Origin of the sequence: Streptomyces brasiliensis, from assembly GCF_014647875.1 — a bacterium.
Taxonomy (GTDB): Bacteria; Actinomycetota; Actinomycetes; order Streptomycetales; family Streptomycetaceae; genus Streptomyces; species Streptomyces brasiliensis.
Window position 1 is genome coordinate 35,977 of the sequence record NZ_BMQA01000040.1, and the last position, 13,439, is coordinate 49,415.

The 13,439-nt window shown below is 73.3% G+C and carries 11 protein-coding genes; 6 read left to right on the top strand and 5 right to left on the bottom strand.

Features of this window, described 5'->3' with window-relative positions; genetic code table 11:
* The first annotated feature begins 152 nt into the window (after positions 1-152).
* Positions 153-1,349: an RNA-guided endonuclease InsQ/TnpB family protein gene (locus IEZ19_RS36235; protein ID WP_189315640.1), complete on the top strand. Its 1,197-nt coding sequence runs from the start codon at positions 153-155 to the stop codon at positions 1,347-1,349.
* Positions 1,350-1,381: 32 nt separating this feature from the next.
* On the opposite strand, the gene IEZ19_RS36240 is transcribed toward IEZ19_RS36235, so the two are convergent.
* Entirely contained in the window at positions 1,382-2,449 is a 1,068-nt protein-coding gene (locus tag IEZ19_RS36240) for a glucose-1-phosphate thymidylyltransferase (protein ID WP_189315641.1), read from the bottom strand.
* A 183-nt stretch (positions 2,450-2,632) separates the two neighbouring features.
* Between IEZ19_RS36240 and IEZ19_RS36245 the strand changes: the two genes are divergently transcribed.
* Positions 2,633-3,058 carry an ester cyclase gene (locus IEZ19_RS36245; RefSeq protein ID WP_189315642.1) on the top strand — a complete coding sequence of 142 codons (426 nt, stop codon included), beginning with the start codon at positions 2,633-2,635 and terminating at the stop codon, positions 3,056-3,058.
* Between the two features lie 153 nt (positions 3,059-3,211).
* Here IEZ19_RS36245 and IEZ19_RS36250 read toward each other — a convergent pair whose 3' ends face one another.
* Positions 3,212-4,186, bottom strand: a complete 975-nt coding sequence (locus IEZ19_RS36250) for a Gfo/Idh/MocA family protein (RefSeq protein ID WP_229841229.1) — start codon at positions 4,184-4,186, stop codon at positions 3,212-3,214.
* Positions 4,183-5,586 (bottom strand): NDP-hexose 2,3-dehydratase family protein, encoded by a 1,404-nt coding sequence (locus tag IEZ19_RS36255; RefSeq protein WP_189315643.1) that lies wholly within the window; start codon positions 5,584-5,586, stop codon positions 4,183-4,185. Before IEZ19_RS36255 ends, IEZ19_RS36250 begins: the two co-directional genes overlap by 4 nt.
* Before the next feature lie 233 nt (positions 5,587-5,819).
* On the opposite strand from IEZ19_RS36255, the gene IEZ19_RS36260 reads away from it, so the two are divergent.
* Positions 5,820-6,995 (top strand): glycosyltransferase, encoded by a 1,176-nt coding sequence (locus tag IEZ19_RS36260; protein WP_189315644.1) that lies wholly within the window; start codon positions 5,820-5,822, stop codon positions 6,993-6,995.
* Between the two features lie 830 nt (positions 6,996-7,825).
* On the opposite strand, the gene IEZ19_RS36265 is transcribed toward IEZ19_RS36260, so the two are convergent.
* Positions 7,826-9,412, bottom strand: a complete 1,587-nt coding sequence (locus IEZ19_RS36265; RefSeq protein ID WP_189315645.1) for a condensation domain-containing protein — start codon at positions 9,410-9,412, stop codon at positions 7,826-7,828.
* A gap of 162 nt (positions 9,413-9,574) precedes the next feature.
* On the opposite strand from IEZ19_RS36265, the gene IEZ19_RS36270 reads away from it, so the two are divergent.
* Positions 9,575-10,198: a TetR/AcrR family transcriptional regulator gene (locus IEZ19_RS36270; RefSeq protein ID WP_189315646.1), complete on the top strand. Its 624-nt coding sequence runs from the start codon at positions 9,575-9,577 to the stop codon at positions 10,196-10,198.
* A 42-nt stretch (positions 10,199-10,240) separates the two neighbouring features.
* Here the strand turns inward: IEZ19_RS36270 and IEZ19_RS36275 are convergent, their stop codons facing one another.
* Positions 10,241-10,741 (bottom strand): DUF2871 domain-containing protein, encoded by a 501-nt coding sequence (locus IEZ19_RS36275; protein ID WP_229841233.1) that lies wholly within the window; start codon positions 10,739-10,741, stop codon positions 10,241-10,243.
* A 210-nt stretch (positions 10,742-10,951) separates the two neighbouring features.
* Between IEZ19_RS36275 and IEZ19_RS36280 the strand changes: the two genes are divergently transcribed.
* Both IEZ19_RS36280 and IEZ19_RS36285 read left to right on the top strand, forming a co-directional pair.
* Complete coding sequence (locus IEZ19_RS36280; RefSeq protein WP_189315647.1) at positions 10,952-11,764, top strand: response regulator transcription factor; 813 nt, start codon at positions 10,952-10,954, stop codon at positions 11,762-11,764.
* A 328-nt stretch (positions 11,765-12,092) separates the two neighbouring features.
* A complete protein-coding gene (locus IEZ19_RS36285; protein ID WP_189315648.1) occupies positions 12,093-13,370 on the top strand; it encodes a helix-turn-helix domain-containing protein in 1,278 nt (425 codons plus the stop codon).
* Positions 13,371-13,439 lie beyond the last annotated feature (69 nt).

Here is a 13,439-nt window from a genome sequence, read left to right on the forward strand (position 1 = left end):
GATCCTTTCGAGGAAATTCCCGCCCCCGGTCGGGGGAGGAACCGAACCCCTGCAGAACAGGGCTGAGAAAGCCGGTTTGCCGTCGGAGCGGACCGGCGTCCACCACCGACAACCCCCGGACGGTCACCAGGTGGCCTGATAGTTTGCGAGCTGTGCCCACTCACGTGAAGCGGACGTTCAAGTACCGCTTCTATCCGACCGATGCGCAGGCAGCTGAGCTGTCGCACACGTTCGGTTGCGTGCGGAAGGCCTACAACCTTGCTCTGGCGGCGCGTACTAAAGCGTGGATATTGCGGCAGCAGCGGGTGAACTGCAACGCGACGTCTGCGATGTTGACGGAGTGGAAGAAAACCGAGGAACTGGCGTATCTGAATGACGTCTCTTCGGTGCCGCTTCAGCAGGCGCTCCGACATCTGCAGACGGCGTTTGCGGACTTCTTCGGCAAGCGGGCGAAGTGCCCGCGGTTCAAGTTGCGGAAGAAGTCCCGCACGTCGGCGGAGTACACGACCAGCGCGTTCCGTTTCCGCGACGGGCGCTTGGCTCTCGCGAAGATGGCGGAGCCGCTCGACATCGTGCGGTCCCGTCCTCTTCCCGAGCATGCCGTGCTCTCCACGGTGACCGTGTCGCAGGACGCGGCGGGGCGCTGGTTCGTGTCCCTGCTCGTCGAAGACCAGTCCGTGCAACCGCCGGCCGCCAACGACCGTGCGGTCGGTGTGGACGTCGGCCTCGACCACTTGCTGACCCTGTCGACCGGGGAGAAGATCTCCAGCCCCCGGCACGGGCGCCGCGACCGCGCCCGCCTCGCGAAGGCCCAGCGGGAGCTTGCCCGCAAGGCCAAGGGGGACGGCGCCAACCGGGCCAGGGCCCGTGGGAGGGTCGCCAAGGTCTACGCCCGGATCGCCGACCGGCGTCGCGACAACCTGCACAAGATTACTACTCGGCTCGTTCGTGAGAACCAAGCGATCGTGATCGAGGACCTCACCGTTCGGAACTTGCTGAAGAACGGCGAACTTGCTCGCGCTGTCTCCGATGCGGCGTGGTCCGAGTTCCGGAGCATGCCGGCGTACAAGGCGCAGTGGTACGGCCGCGAAGTGATCGCGGTCGACCGCTGGTTCCCCTCCTCCGAATTGTGCTCGACCTGCGGCAGCGTGCGGAACAAGATGCCGCTCAACGTCCGCACCTGGACGTGCGACTGCGGAACGACCCACGACAGGGACGTGAACGCAGCACGCAATATTCTGGCCGCCGGGCTGGCGGTGTCGGCCTGTGGAGCCGGTGTAAGACCTCAACGGAATTCTCCGGGCGGGCAGTCGGCGACGAAGCAGGAGTTCCTGCGGCGTGAGCCGTAGGAATCCCCCTCCTTCGGGAGGGGAAAAAAGGGTCAAGACGATATCTGCACCTTGCTGTGGTCGCCGAGGACGAACCGGTGCGCGGCGGGCACCCGCGGTGCGGGCGTCACCTCCACGTTGCGCCCGATGATCGACGCCTCCACACGGCGGGCGCCGTGCACCGAGGAGTGGTCGAGGACGATGGAGAACTCGATCTCGCTGTCGGTGATGTGGCAGTCGCCGGAGATCGACGTGAACGGGCCGATGTAGGAGGAGGCGATCACCGTGCCCGGCCCGATCACCGCCGGGCCGACGATCCGCGACGCGGTGACGGTGGCCGTCTCGTCGATCCGTACCCGCCCGATGATCTCGCTGCTGCCGTCGACGCCGCCGCGCACACTCGGCTCGACCCGCTCCAGCACCGTGCGGTTGACCTCCAGCATGTCGGCGACGTTCCCGGTGTCCTTCCAGTACCCGGAGATCGTCGTCGAGCGGACGTCGCGGCCGGCGTCGATCAGCCACTGCAGGGCGTGGGTGATCTCCAGCTCGCCGCGCCAGGACGGCTGGATGGCGCGGACGGCCTCGTGCACGGCCGGCGTGAACAGATAGACGCCGACCAGTGCCAGGTCGCTCCTGGGCGACTCCGGTTTCTCCTCCAGGCCGACGACGCGCCCGTCCGGCCCGAGTTCGGCCACCCCGAACTGCCGCGGGTCGGAGACCTGGGTGAGCAGGATCTGCGCGTCGGGCCGCTCGGCCCGGAAGGCGTCGACGAGGGAGGTGATACCGCCCACGATGAAGTTGTCACCGAGGTACATCACGAAGTCGTCCTCGCCGAGGAACTCCCGGGCGATGAGCACGGCATGGGCCAGACCCCGCGGGGCGTCCTGCGGGATGTAGGTGACGGACAGGCCGAACTTGGAGCCGTCCCCGACGGCCTGGCCGATCTCGTCGGCCGTGTCCCCGACGACGATCCCGACCTCCGTGACACCGGCGTCCGCGATCGCCTCCAGACCGTAGAAGAGCACGGGTTTGTTGGCCACGGGCACCAGTTGCTTGGCCGATGTGTGGGTGAGGGGGCGCAGGCGGGTTCCGGCCCCGCCGGAGAGTACGAGAGCCTTCATGGCCTCGACGCTAGGAGCGGGCGCTTGAGCGGGAGTGGGGGATCGGCTGCGCCACAGGATGCCTCCAGGGCGGCTCGAGAGACGGTGCGGATCCTCGGAGGCGGGCGGACCCCACCCGTACCGGGCGCAGCGCGAAAAGGGCCCGCCCGCTCTGTCCGGCGAGCCCCCAGAGAGGCACACACCATGGCAGCCACCCACCGCGAACTCGTCCAGCGCTTCGTCGACATGATCAACAGTCGTGACGTGAGCACCATCGGCGAGCACACCGCGCCCGGTCACATCGACCACAACCCGGTCGTCGCCGACGGCATCGAGGCCAACGCGGCCTTCTTCCAGCAGATCTTCGACGCGTTCCCGGACGTCGAGATCGTCGCCCACGACGTGGTCGTAGAGGGCGACCGCATCGCGGGCCGCTTCGAGTACTCGGGCACGCACCGGGGCACGTTCTTCGGCGTCCCGGCCACCGGGAACCGGCTGGCCTTCCAGTCGATCGACATCTGGCGGGTGGAGGACGGGCTGCTGGCGGAGCACTGGGACCAGCTGGATCTGGCGGGGATGTTCCGCCAGCTCGGCGTCGACGACTTCTACGCCCTGCAGAAGGCGGCCTGAACACACGTCACCCGCGCCGGAGCGGCCCGGTGCCCGGACGGAATCCCCCGCCGGGCACCGGGCCGCTCCGGCGCGCACCCTGCCCTGTGCCGTGCCGTGTGCCGTGTGCCGTGTGCCGTCCGGTGTCTGGTGTCCGGTGTCCGGTGTTCGCCGTCAGTGCAGTGCCGCCCGGTCCACCTCGTCCACCAGCCGGGCGTGCTCCAGGATCGCCTCGGTGTGCGGGGCGAAGTCCTCGCCGTGCAGGGCGGCCCGGGCGAAGACGCCGGCCATGTTGGTGAAGTGCCGGTCGCGGTCGAGGGCGATCTCGCTCACCTCGCCGCCGCGCTCCACCCGCAGGACGGGCGTGAGGTCGTCCGGCGTGCTGAACGCCCGCTCCAGCCGCAGCCGCCCCTCGCTGCCCCACAGGCCGTAACCGCTCAGGTAGGCGTGCTCGACGCCGTAGGCCAGCTGGGCGGCCCTGCCGTCCGGCGCCACCAGCAGCGCGCTGCCCGCCGGGCTGGGCCCGTGGGCGCCGGCCGGACGCTCCTGGGCCCCGGCCACCCGCAGCCCCGGGCCGAGGAAGAGCTGCGCGGCACGCAGCGGATACGCGGCCACCTCCGGCAGCGTGCTGGCCCGAGCGGGCGCGCCGCCGGGCTGCGGCGCGGGCCGCAGCGGGATGCCGAACTCCGCGAAGAACAGCTGCACTTCACCGATCAGCCCGTCGGCCACGAGCCGCCGTACCCGGGCGTGCTGCGAGTGGTGGAGGAACATGAAGCCCTCCATCAGCAGCAGCCCGCGCTCGCGGGCGAGGGCCACCGCCTTCTGCGCGTCCGCCAGGCTGGTGGCGAAGGGCTTCTCGCACAGTACGTGCTTGCCCGCCGCCAGCGCCCGCAGGGTCCACTCCACGTGCAGCTCGGGCGGCAGCGGCACGTACACCGCGTCCACGTCGTCGCGCGCGAGCAGCTCCTCGTAGCCCTCGACGGGCGCGCCGCCGAAGCGGTCGGTGAAGCGCCGGGCCCGCTCCAGGGTGCGGCTGGCCACGGCGCTCACCTCGACCAGCGGCTGGTGCCGCCAGGAGGGCAGCGTGCGCCGCCAGGCGATGTCGGCGCAGCCCAGCACGCCGATACGCAGCCTCGCCCCGGCGCTCACCGGGCGAACACCCCGGCCGGCGACCACACCGCGCGCAGCCCCGTCAGCAGCGTCCGGGCCTCGATGTTCAGGTAGTTGCTGTGCCGCATCAGCTCGCTCAGCTGCTCGGCCGTCACCCACACGAACTCCTCCGGTACGTCGACGGGGAAGTCGTCCCCGACCTCCATGAGGACGTAGCGGTTGCCCGCGTGGTGGAAGCGCCCGCCCTCCTCGGACTGCACGGTGTCGTACAGGAGCTGGTCGGGCGTCGCGCGCAGCACGGTGTCCAGGTAGCGCGGCCGCTGTTCGGGCGGCAGGCTCAGCGCACGGCCCGGCTGGCACTGCACGGTCGGGCCGAACTCGGCGACGTCCAGCACGCCGGCCTCGGACCTGGCCTGCGCCAGCAGGTGCGGCACCCCGCAGATCCGGCGGATCACGAACGCGGACAGGCCCTGCTCGGCGGGGGCGAGCAGGGGCTGGGTCCAGCTGCGCACCTCGCGGTTGGCGGCCGCCACCGACGCGGCGATGACGGTGAAGTGGTGTCCCGTCTCGTGCGCGATCCCCTCGGCGTCGCGCCGCCAGCGTTCCACCCGGTTCAGCGGCAGGGTGCGCTGCACCAGCTCCCGGCGCGCCTTGACCTCGGTCAGCCGGCTGAGCACCTGCTCGGTGGGGTGCAGCGGCGTGCCGCCCGGCGCGAAGGCCGGGATCAGCGACAGCACCGTGCGGGCGTCCATGTTGACCACGTTCGAGTCGTGCAGCAGCTGGTGGATCTGGCCCAGCGTCAGCCACACGAAGTCCTCGTGCTCGGGGACGTCGCCGAGGGCCTCCACGACGATGTTCCGGTTGCGCTTGCGCAGGAACCAGGAGCCCTGCTCGGACTGCAGCGAGTCGTACAGCACCCGGGACCTGGTCCGGGGCGGCCTGAAGTAGTCGATGTAGCGGACCGCGGCGCCCTGGTGCACCCCGGTGTAGTTGCTGCGGGTGGCCTGCACGGTGGGGGAGAGCTGCACCGTCTCGAGGTTGCCGGGCTCCATCTTGGCCTGCATCAGGCAGTGCAGGACGCCGTCGAACTCCTTGACGACGATGCCCAGGATGCCGATCTCGGGCTGGTTGATGATCGGCTGCGACCAGGACTGCTCGTGCCCGTCCCAGGCGGTGCGCACGCTCAGGCCCTCGACCGAGAAGAACCGGCCGCTGTCGTGCACCAGGTTCCCGGTCGCCTCCTCGAAGTGCCAGCCGACGAGGTCGGAGAACGGGATGCGCCGCACGTCGTAGCGGTTGGTGCGGCGCTGCGCCGAGAACCAGTCGTGGAACACCTCGTTGGGCGTCACCGCGCTGTCGAGGGCCTGCGCGGACAGCGAGAACCGCTGCACCTGACTCCTGGCGACACCCGCAGGCGCCACCGCCTGGGTGATGGTCATGGGGCTCCTTCGGATCGTCACGCGCGCCCCTGCGGGAGGGCGGCCGCAGGACCACGGTGAAGCGCCCCGATCGGCCGGCCCTGGAGACAGCCTCGAGCACCGCCGGAGCACTGTGCGACCGCCGGGCCTTCTCTCCCATGTCGCCAAGTCGCTTGGCTACCAAGCGAGTTATCGCTGATAATTTTTCTGTCAGCACTAGACACCGAGTGTGGGCGTCCCTACGCTGGCTCGGTATGAGAATCCTCTTTGCCGGCGCCGGAAACTTCGGCCACGTCTATCCCCTTCTGCCGTTGGCGAAGGCCGCCCGGGCTGCGGGCCACGAGGTCTTTTTCGCCACCGGTGAACAGCTGCACCCCGCCGTGGTGACGGCCGGCCTCGAGCCGGTGGCCGCCGGCCGGTCGGTGCCCGAGGCCTTCATGGAAGCAGTGAGTTCTCGAGCCGACCTCGCGGGAGCGGGCGAACTCGGCGCCCAGGACGTGCCGCCGGAGGTGCTGACGGACCTGCATGTGCAGGTGTTCGGCTCCGTGCTGCCGCGGTGGGTGGCCGCCGACCTGGCCTCGGCCCTTCAGCGGCTGCGGCCCGGCCTCGTCGTCTACGAGGCGCTCAACCCCGGTGCCGCCTTCGCCGCCGCCCTCGCGGGCGTGCCCGCCGTCGCGCACGGGGTGGGCGTGATGGCGCTGGGACCGGAGGAGGAGCGCATCCAGCAGGAGCTGCTCACCACCGCCGGCGACCTCGGCGTCGACGTGCCCTTCGGCCAGCTGCTGGCCCTGGCCCGCACCTACATCGACATCGTCCCGCCATCCATCCAGGACCCCGGCTTCCTCGCCGCGCCGCTCCCGCGCATCGAGCAGCGCGCGGTGGCCTACTCCGAGCCGGGTGAACTGCCCGAGCGCATCCGGCGTTCGGGCGGGCCGTTCGTCTACCTCACCCTGGGCACCGCGCTCGGCTCGCCCGAGGTGCTGCGTACGGCGATCGAGGGGCTGCTGCCGCTCGAGGTGCCGGTGCTGGTCGCGGCCGGTCCCGTCGTGCCCGTCGAGGAGCTGGGCGAACTGCCCGAGCGCGTGGTGGCCGTGCCGTGGGTGGCACAGCCGGAGGCGCTCAGGCACGCCTCGGTGGTCGTGCAGCACGGCGGTGCCGGCACCACGCTGGCCACGCTCGCGGCCGGACTGCCGCAACTGGTCCTGCCGCAGGGCGCGGACGGACCGGCCAACGGCAGGGCCGTCGCGGCGGCGGGCGCGGGCGAGGTCGTCCTCGGCCCGGACCAGTCCGCCGACGCGGTCACGCAAGCGACCCGCCGCCTGCTCTCGGAGGAGTCCTACCGGGTGGCGGCCCGCAAGGTCGCCACGGAGATCGCGGCGATGCCCGACCCCGCGCAGAACGTGACCAAGCTGGTGGAACTGGCCGGCTGACCCGCCGGCTCCGGGCCGCGATCGCACCGGCGCCCGCGGCCCGGGACACCGCTCCGCTTCCCCCGACGACCCCAGCACACGGCCCTCACCCGGGCAGACCGAGACTCCGGCGCCCGGGGAGAGCCGGCACCGGTCACCGGCCCGGTTCCCCCGGCCGCCGGAACGCCCCCGTCCCTCAACGGGCCACCGGGCACCACCTGTTGACGGCCCGCACCACCAGACCGGAGCGCCGCCGTCCCTCACCGGGGCCGGCGGACACCGGTCGGATCACGGCCCCTCGGCCGCCGGAGCGCCATCGGTCTCCCAACGGGCCACCAAGCTCCGCCCGTTGACGGCCCGCACCATCAGACCGGAGCGCCGCCGTCCCTCACCGGGGCCGGCGGACACCGGTCGGATCACGGCCCCCGGCCGCCGGAACGCCCCCATCCCTCAACGGGCCACCGGACACCACCTGTTGACGGCCCGCACCACCAGACCGGAGCGCCGCCGTCCCTCACCGGGGCCGGCGGGCACCGGTCGGATCACGGCCCCCCGGCCGCCGGAGCGCCATCCGTCTCCCAACGGGCCACCAGGCTCCGCCCGTTGACGGACCGCACCGGCCGGGAAGCGTCCCCGTCTCCCAACGGACCACCGGATACCGCCCGTTGACGACCCGCACCGGCCAGGGAGCGCGGCCCGGCCGGTGCGGATCTCGGCCACCCTCCGGTCCCCCCGGCCGCCGGGGACCACAGCCGCCGGTGCGCGCGCGGATTCCCCCGCCGCGTGCGCACCGGCGCCCTCTTCAGGCCGGGGCGGTGCAGTGTGCCCAGGCCGGACGCGCGGCGACGCGGTCAGCGGCCGTGCAGCGGCAGGGCCGTGCCCGTCGTCCGTGCCGGGGCCGGTGGCGGCAGCAGGTCGTCCACCGGGGTCCACGGGCGCGAGAGCGCCAGGGCGCGCAGGGCGGTGCGCGTCCCCACCGCCAGGCCCACGGCGTCGGAGCGCTCCAGCGACGAGGTGGCGAAGTCCAGGGCCAGCAGCGGGCGTTCCCGCCAGCGCAGCAGCGTCAGCGCCGCGTGCGCCGTGACGCCGCCCAGGTGCCCGTGGTGGAACCGGGCGGTGATGCCGCCGGCCCGTATCCGCGTGGGCAGCAACTCGTCGTGCGCCGCGAACGTCACCTGCGCCGGCCCGGCCGGGCCGGCGTCGGCGTACGCCAGCGCCTCGCTGTAGGCGCAGGCCAGGCCGCGCAGGAAGTAGTCGGTGGTGGGCTCCAGTTCGCAGCGCACCGGCAGGACGGCCGCGTACGGCGCCACGGTGCGCAGCAGCGCCGCGGTGGGGCGGCGCGGCAGCTCCGTGCCGATCAGCAGCCGCTCGTGACCCGTGCGCCGGCTCAGCGCCAGGACCCACGCGGCCAGCACCACGGTGCTGTGCGGCACTCCCGCCCGCCGGGCCGTCGCGTCCACACCGTCGCGCAGGCCGGCGCCGAGCCCGAACGGCAGCCGCTCCCCACGGAAGTCCACGGCCGCCGGCCCTGCGCCGCCCGCGAGGGGCGGCACGCCCGGTACGTCCCGCGGCCGCGCCGCGCGTTCGGCCGCCGGCTCCGGCCGCGCGGCCGGAGGGGATGCCGGGTCCGCGCGCTGTGCCGCGGCGTCCGGGCCGGGTGCCGGCGTGCGCACCGGCGCGTGGCCGTCCACCGCGCGGCCATAGTCGGCGAGCAGTTCCTGCCAGACCAGCGCCGCCGACCAGACGTCGGCCACGGCCTCGTGGTACAGGAACGACAGCAGCACGCGATCGGCCGCCAGCGGGGTCAGGACGAAGGCCAGCGGCGGGCGGCCCGCACGGTCCGCCGGGCCCGGCCCCGCCGGCCCCGCCACGTCCTGCGCCAGGCGCGCGTGCGCCGCCGCCACCGGATCCCCGCCCGGCGCGGGATGCGGCTGCGTCAGCAGCGGCACCGGGCACGCCGCCAGGACGTGCCGCACCGGCCCGGTGGGGGACGGCGCGAACACGGTCCGCAGCCCCTCGTGCCGCTCACCGAGGGCGGCGAGCGCCGTGCGCAGCGCGGACAGGTCGAGCCGCCCGGTCAGTTCGGCGCTGAGCACCCGGTAGCCGGCAAGGCCCGGCCGCGCGGCGAGCGCCGCACGCTGCTGGGGCAGTGCCGGACGCCGCCGCGGTGCGGGCCGTTGCCCGGGAGCCGCCGCGGGCGCGGGCACCGCCCGGGCCAGGGCGTCGGCGAGCGGGACGGGGCCCAGCAGGAGGGAGAGGTCGAGACCGAGCCGCAGCCGTTCCTCGGCGCGGGCCTGCAGCCGCATGGCCTGCTCGAGCGTGCCGCCCAGGGTGATGAAGGGGGAGCCGGCGGCGTCGGCGGGCAGCGTGCGCCGGTCGTGTCCCATCACGTCGGCGGCCAGGTCGAGCAGTGCCTCCAGGGGAGTCCGGGTCGGCATCGGAGGGCCCTCTCTGTGGCGGACTTGCCGCGATCGTGACGACCGCGTCTGGAGGACCGCTCGAGCATCCGTGCACAAGGCCCGCCCCCGGCCCGCCCCTTGCCAAAGGCAGGAACCCTATCATCGCTAGCTCAAGTTTCGCTGAACTGATAACGTGAGGTCATGACCCCACGGGAGCGCCGCCTTCGCGAGCAGGCCCAGCGCCATCGGCTCATCGTTGCCACGGCACGCGAGATGGCCGAGGCGGAGGGCTGGGACAACGTCACCACACGGCGCCTCGCGGACCGCATCGAGTACAGCCAGCCGGTGCTCTACCAGCACTTCAAGAACAAGGACGCCATCGTCCACGCGGTGGCGCAGGAGGGTCTCGCCGAGCTTGCCGGCACACTGCGCGCCGCCCGCCTCGGCGCCGGCGACGCCCCCGAGGCGCTGCGCGCGGTCGCCCGCGCCTACGCCGACTTCGCGGCCCGCGGCCCGGTCCTCTACCAGACCATGCTGGTCCTCGACCCCGGCGCCGAAGCGGACGCGGAAGCGGACGAGAGCGGGCCGGCCGGCGAACCCGGGCCGGCCCCCCATCCGCTGGCGGCGGTCCTCGACGAGATCGAGGAGGCCGTCCGGCCGCTCGCCGCGGGCCGCGACTCCCGGCTCCTGGCCGAGGTGGTGTGGAGCGCCTGGCACGGCCTGGCCGGCCTCACCCACGGCGGCCGCCTCGCCCCGCAGACGACGCCCGAGCGCCTGGCCGTCCTCGCCGAGGTACTGACCGACCCCGCCGCGCAACTCACGTGAACCGGCGCGGCCAGGCGGCCTCCGCCGGCCCCGGCCCCGGTCTCAGAGGGACGTCCTGGCGGGCTCGGGCTCCTCGGTCGGCGGCTTCGCCAGCGACTCGTTCAGCCGCTTGCCCAGCAGCACGAACAGCAGGATCAGTCCGACGGTGAGCAGGATGTGGCCGAGCCCGGCCACCAGCGGCACCGCCTCCGGCACGTGGTCGCCGAGCACGGTCAGGCACCCGTGGACGCCCATCATGACCACCGTGACGGCGATGCCCGCGTTGTAGAACCAGAAGAACGACGTGAACAGCCGCGTCCCGGACAGCTGGAACTGCTTGTCGAGGGCCAGCACGATCAAAAAGCCCAGCATGCCCAGCGCCAGCAGATGGGTGTGCATGAGGGCCAGCTGGGTGTCGCCGGTGAAGTCGTTGGCCTTCGTGAATTCCCGGTAGAACAGCCCGGAGACAACTCCCACGATCATGTAGACGTGTGCTGCGTAGTACGACTTCCGCATCGCGGCGCTCGCTCCCCTGAGTAGATAAGGCGTGCCGACTGCCCTCATTCAAACACCCTGTGACTGCCCGTTGGCTGATCCCGCGAACCTCCTCCAGCACCCCTCGACCGATCCTCCAGCGGCCCCGCACACGGGCCGTTTTGTTCGGCCGGCCGGGCGCGAGACGCGGTCGGGACGGGATCGGGAGTTGCTGGAGCGGCCGGGCCCGCGGCGGTGGCGGGGTCTAGCGTGACGCGTGCCCGGGGGGAGGTGGCGGACATGGACGAGCGGCGGCACGCCGTCGTACGCGTCCTGCCCGCGGCCCTGGACCCGTCCCCCGCCACGGACCGGGCCCCCGCCACGGACCCGTCCTCGGCCACCGACCGGGCCTCGGCCGCGGACCATCCGCCCCCGGCCCCCCTCCCGTCGCCGCTCGCCCGGCCCGCCGAGCACCCGGCGCCCGCCCCGGTCCCCGCCGCGGAGACGGCGCGCTCCGTACGGGTCCACGTCGTGGGCGCCGACCCGCTGGTCCGCGTCGGCATCCGGACGCTGCTGGAGGGACATCCCGGCATCAGTGTCATCGGCGAGAGCGCGCCCGGCCCCCAACTCGGCGTCGCACTGCGCTCGGTGCGCCCGCACGTCGTCGTCGCCCACGGCACGCTGAGCACCGCCCAGCACACCCGGCTGACGCAGGACGCGCCCGACGGGCTTCCGGTCCTGGTCGTCGGCGGCGGGGACGACGTACCCGGCCCGGTGCACGGACACCTGCCCGGCACGACGACGCCGCGTGAACTCGCCGCCGCCGTCGTCCTGGCCGCGGCCGGATACACCCTGGTGCCCGCCGAGGGCCGGCGGGCACAGCCGCGCGCCCGGGTCTCCAGCATCGGCCCGGAGGAGCTGACCCGGCGCGAGTGCGAGGTGCTCGAACTGCTGGCCCGCGGACTGTCCAACTCCGAGATCGCCCGGTGTCTGACCCTCTCCGAGCACACGGTCAAGACCCATGTGCAGAACATGCTGCACAAGCTGCGGCTGCCCAATCGTGTGCACGCGGCCATCTACGCCTTCGAGACCGGGGTGCGGCGACCGCTCTGACGCTCTGCCCCGGCGCGCCGCCGCACCGGCCGCACGACCCGTGCGCGCCGCCCCCTCGCACCCTGCCCGGAGCCGTCCGCGCACCGCTGGAGATCCGCAAGGCAGACGCACGAGGTCCGTACGAGAGGGGCATGAGAGCGGCGCGAGAAGGGCGTGAGGACGGCATGAGATCCGGCTGAGCCCCAGGGCAGAGGCCGTGGCAACGGTTTGCCCGGCTGTTGCCAGGCGCCCTACGCTCGACGCGGCCCCACCTTGCCCCGCCCGTCCGTGCGCTCCGTCCGTCCGCGGCCGCCGCCGAGTCCGCGCGTCCACCCGAGGGAATGGTCACATGCTCCGACAGCCCGCGTTCGGCCGTCGTCTGAGGAAGCTGCGCAGCGCCCAGGGGCTGTCCCAGACCGCGCTGGCCGGCGACGGCATGTCCACGGGCTACCTGTCCCGTCTGGAGTCCGGCGCCCGCCAGCCCACCGAGCGCGCCGTCGCCTACCTCGCCGCCCGACTCGGCCTGGAACCGGCCGACTTCGAGGAACCCGCGGGCGGTTCCCTGGCGCACGCTCTCACCCTCGCCGCCTCCACCGGCCACGACGACGCCCTCGACACGCTGCGCGAGGCCCTCGCGGCCGAGGGACACGAGTCGCCGGTGCTGCGCTGGCAGGCGCTGTGGCAACTGGCCCGGCAACGGCGGGTGCAGGGCGACCACGTCGGCGAGCGCGGGTATCTGGAGGAGCTGGTCCGGCTCGGCGACGAGGTGGGGCCGGCCGAGCTGCGGGTGCGCGGGCTGACCCGGCTCGCCCGCTGTCTGCGCTCGCTGGGCGAGATCCCGGCCGCGCTCGACGCCTGCGTCACCGCACACGAGATCGCCCGCGAGTTCGGCGTGGACGTGGAGGACCGCTCCGCCGTGCTGCTCGCGCTGGTGTCGGTGGAGGCCGAGGCCGGCCGGGTGCCGGACGCCCGGGCACACGCCGACGAGCTGGCCGACCTGGTCGAGGGCCGCTCCGACGCGCTGTGGGCGGAGGCGATGTGGACGGTGGCCGCCGTGCGCGTCCGCCAGGGCGACCACGCGGCCGCGCAGGCCTACCTCGAGCAGGCCCTGGAGAAGTTCGGCAGCAACGAGGACCTGGTGCTGTGGCTGCGGCTGCGGCTGGCCGCGGGCCGGCTGCACCTGCAGAAGCTGCCCCCGGACCCCGAGGCGGCCCAACGGTGCGTCACGGCCGCCGAGCCGGCCCTGGCCTTCGTCGGCACACCCGGCCTGCGCCAGGAGCTGACCGCACTCAAGGCGGACCTGGCGTTCCTGACCGCACGCTACGACGACGCCCGCGCCCTGCTGGGCGAACTCGCCCTGGAAGAGCCGAGGATGACCTACCGCGACCGCGTCCGCCTGGACATCCTGCGCCACCGGCTCCGTATCCTCTCCGGCGACCCCACCGGCGTGACGGGCCTGCGCGCACTGGCCGAACAGGCCCAGGCGGACGCGAACATCGACCTGGCGGCAGACATCTGGCGCATCCTGGCGGAGGCACTGGCCCAGTCCCAGTCCCAGTCCCAGACCCGGCGCGACGCGGGCCCGTCCGCGACGGCGGGAGCAGGGAAGACGCAGGAGCACGCGTGAAGCACTCCCGTACGACCGCGGAGTCATGTCAGCGACGGGCCCCCGGGCATCACCCGGCCGCACCTCAGC

Bases quoted from the DNA above. Each gene is read 5' to 3' on its own strand.
- IEZ19_RS36280 (WP_189315647.1), top strand. From the start codon at position 10,952: ATGGACGAGCGGCGGCACGCCGTCGTACGCGTCCTGCCCGCGGCCCTG.
- IEZ19_RS36245 (WP_189315642.1), top strand. From the start codon at position 2,633: ATGGCAGCCACCCACCGCGAACTCGTCCAGCGCTTCGTCGACATGATC.
- IEZ19_RS36285 (WP_189315648.1), top strand. From the start codon at position 12,093: ATGCTCCGACAGCCCGCGTTCGGCCGTCGTCTGAGGAAGCTGCGCAGC.
- IEZ19_RS36275 (WP_229841233.1), bottom strand. From the start codon at position 10,741: ATGAGGGCAGTCGGCACGCCTTATCTACTCAGGGGAGCGAGCGCCGCG.
- IEZ19_RS36265 (WP_189315645.1), bottom strand. From the start codon at position 9,412: ATGCCGACCCGGACTCCCCTGGAGGCACTGCTCGACCTGGCCGCCGAC.
- IEZ19_RS36260 (WP_189315644.1), top strand. From the start codon at position 5,820: ATGAGAATCCTCTTTGCCGGCGCCGGAAACTTCGGCCACGTCTATCCC.
- IEZ19_RS36240 (WP_189315641.1), bottom strand. From the start codon at position 2,449: ATGAAGGCTCTCGTACTCTCCGGCGGGGCCGGAACCCGCCTGCGCCCC.
- IEZ19_RS36255 (WP_189315643.1), bottom strand. From the start codon at position 5,586: ATGACCATCACCCAGGCGGTGGCGCCTGCGGGTGTCGCCAGGAGTCAG.
- IEZ19_RS36270 (WP_189315646.1), top strand. From the start codon at position 9,575: ATGACCCCACGGGAGCGCCGCCTTCGCGAGCAGGCCCAGCGCCATCGG.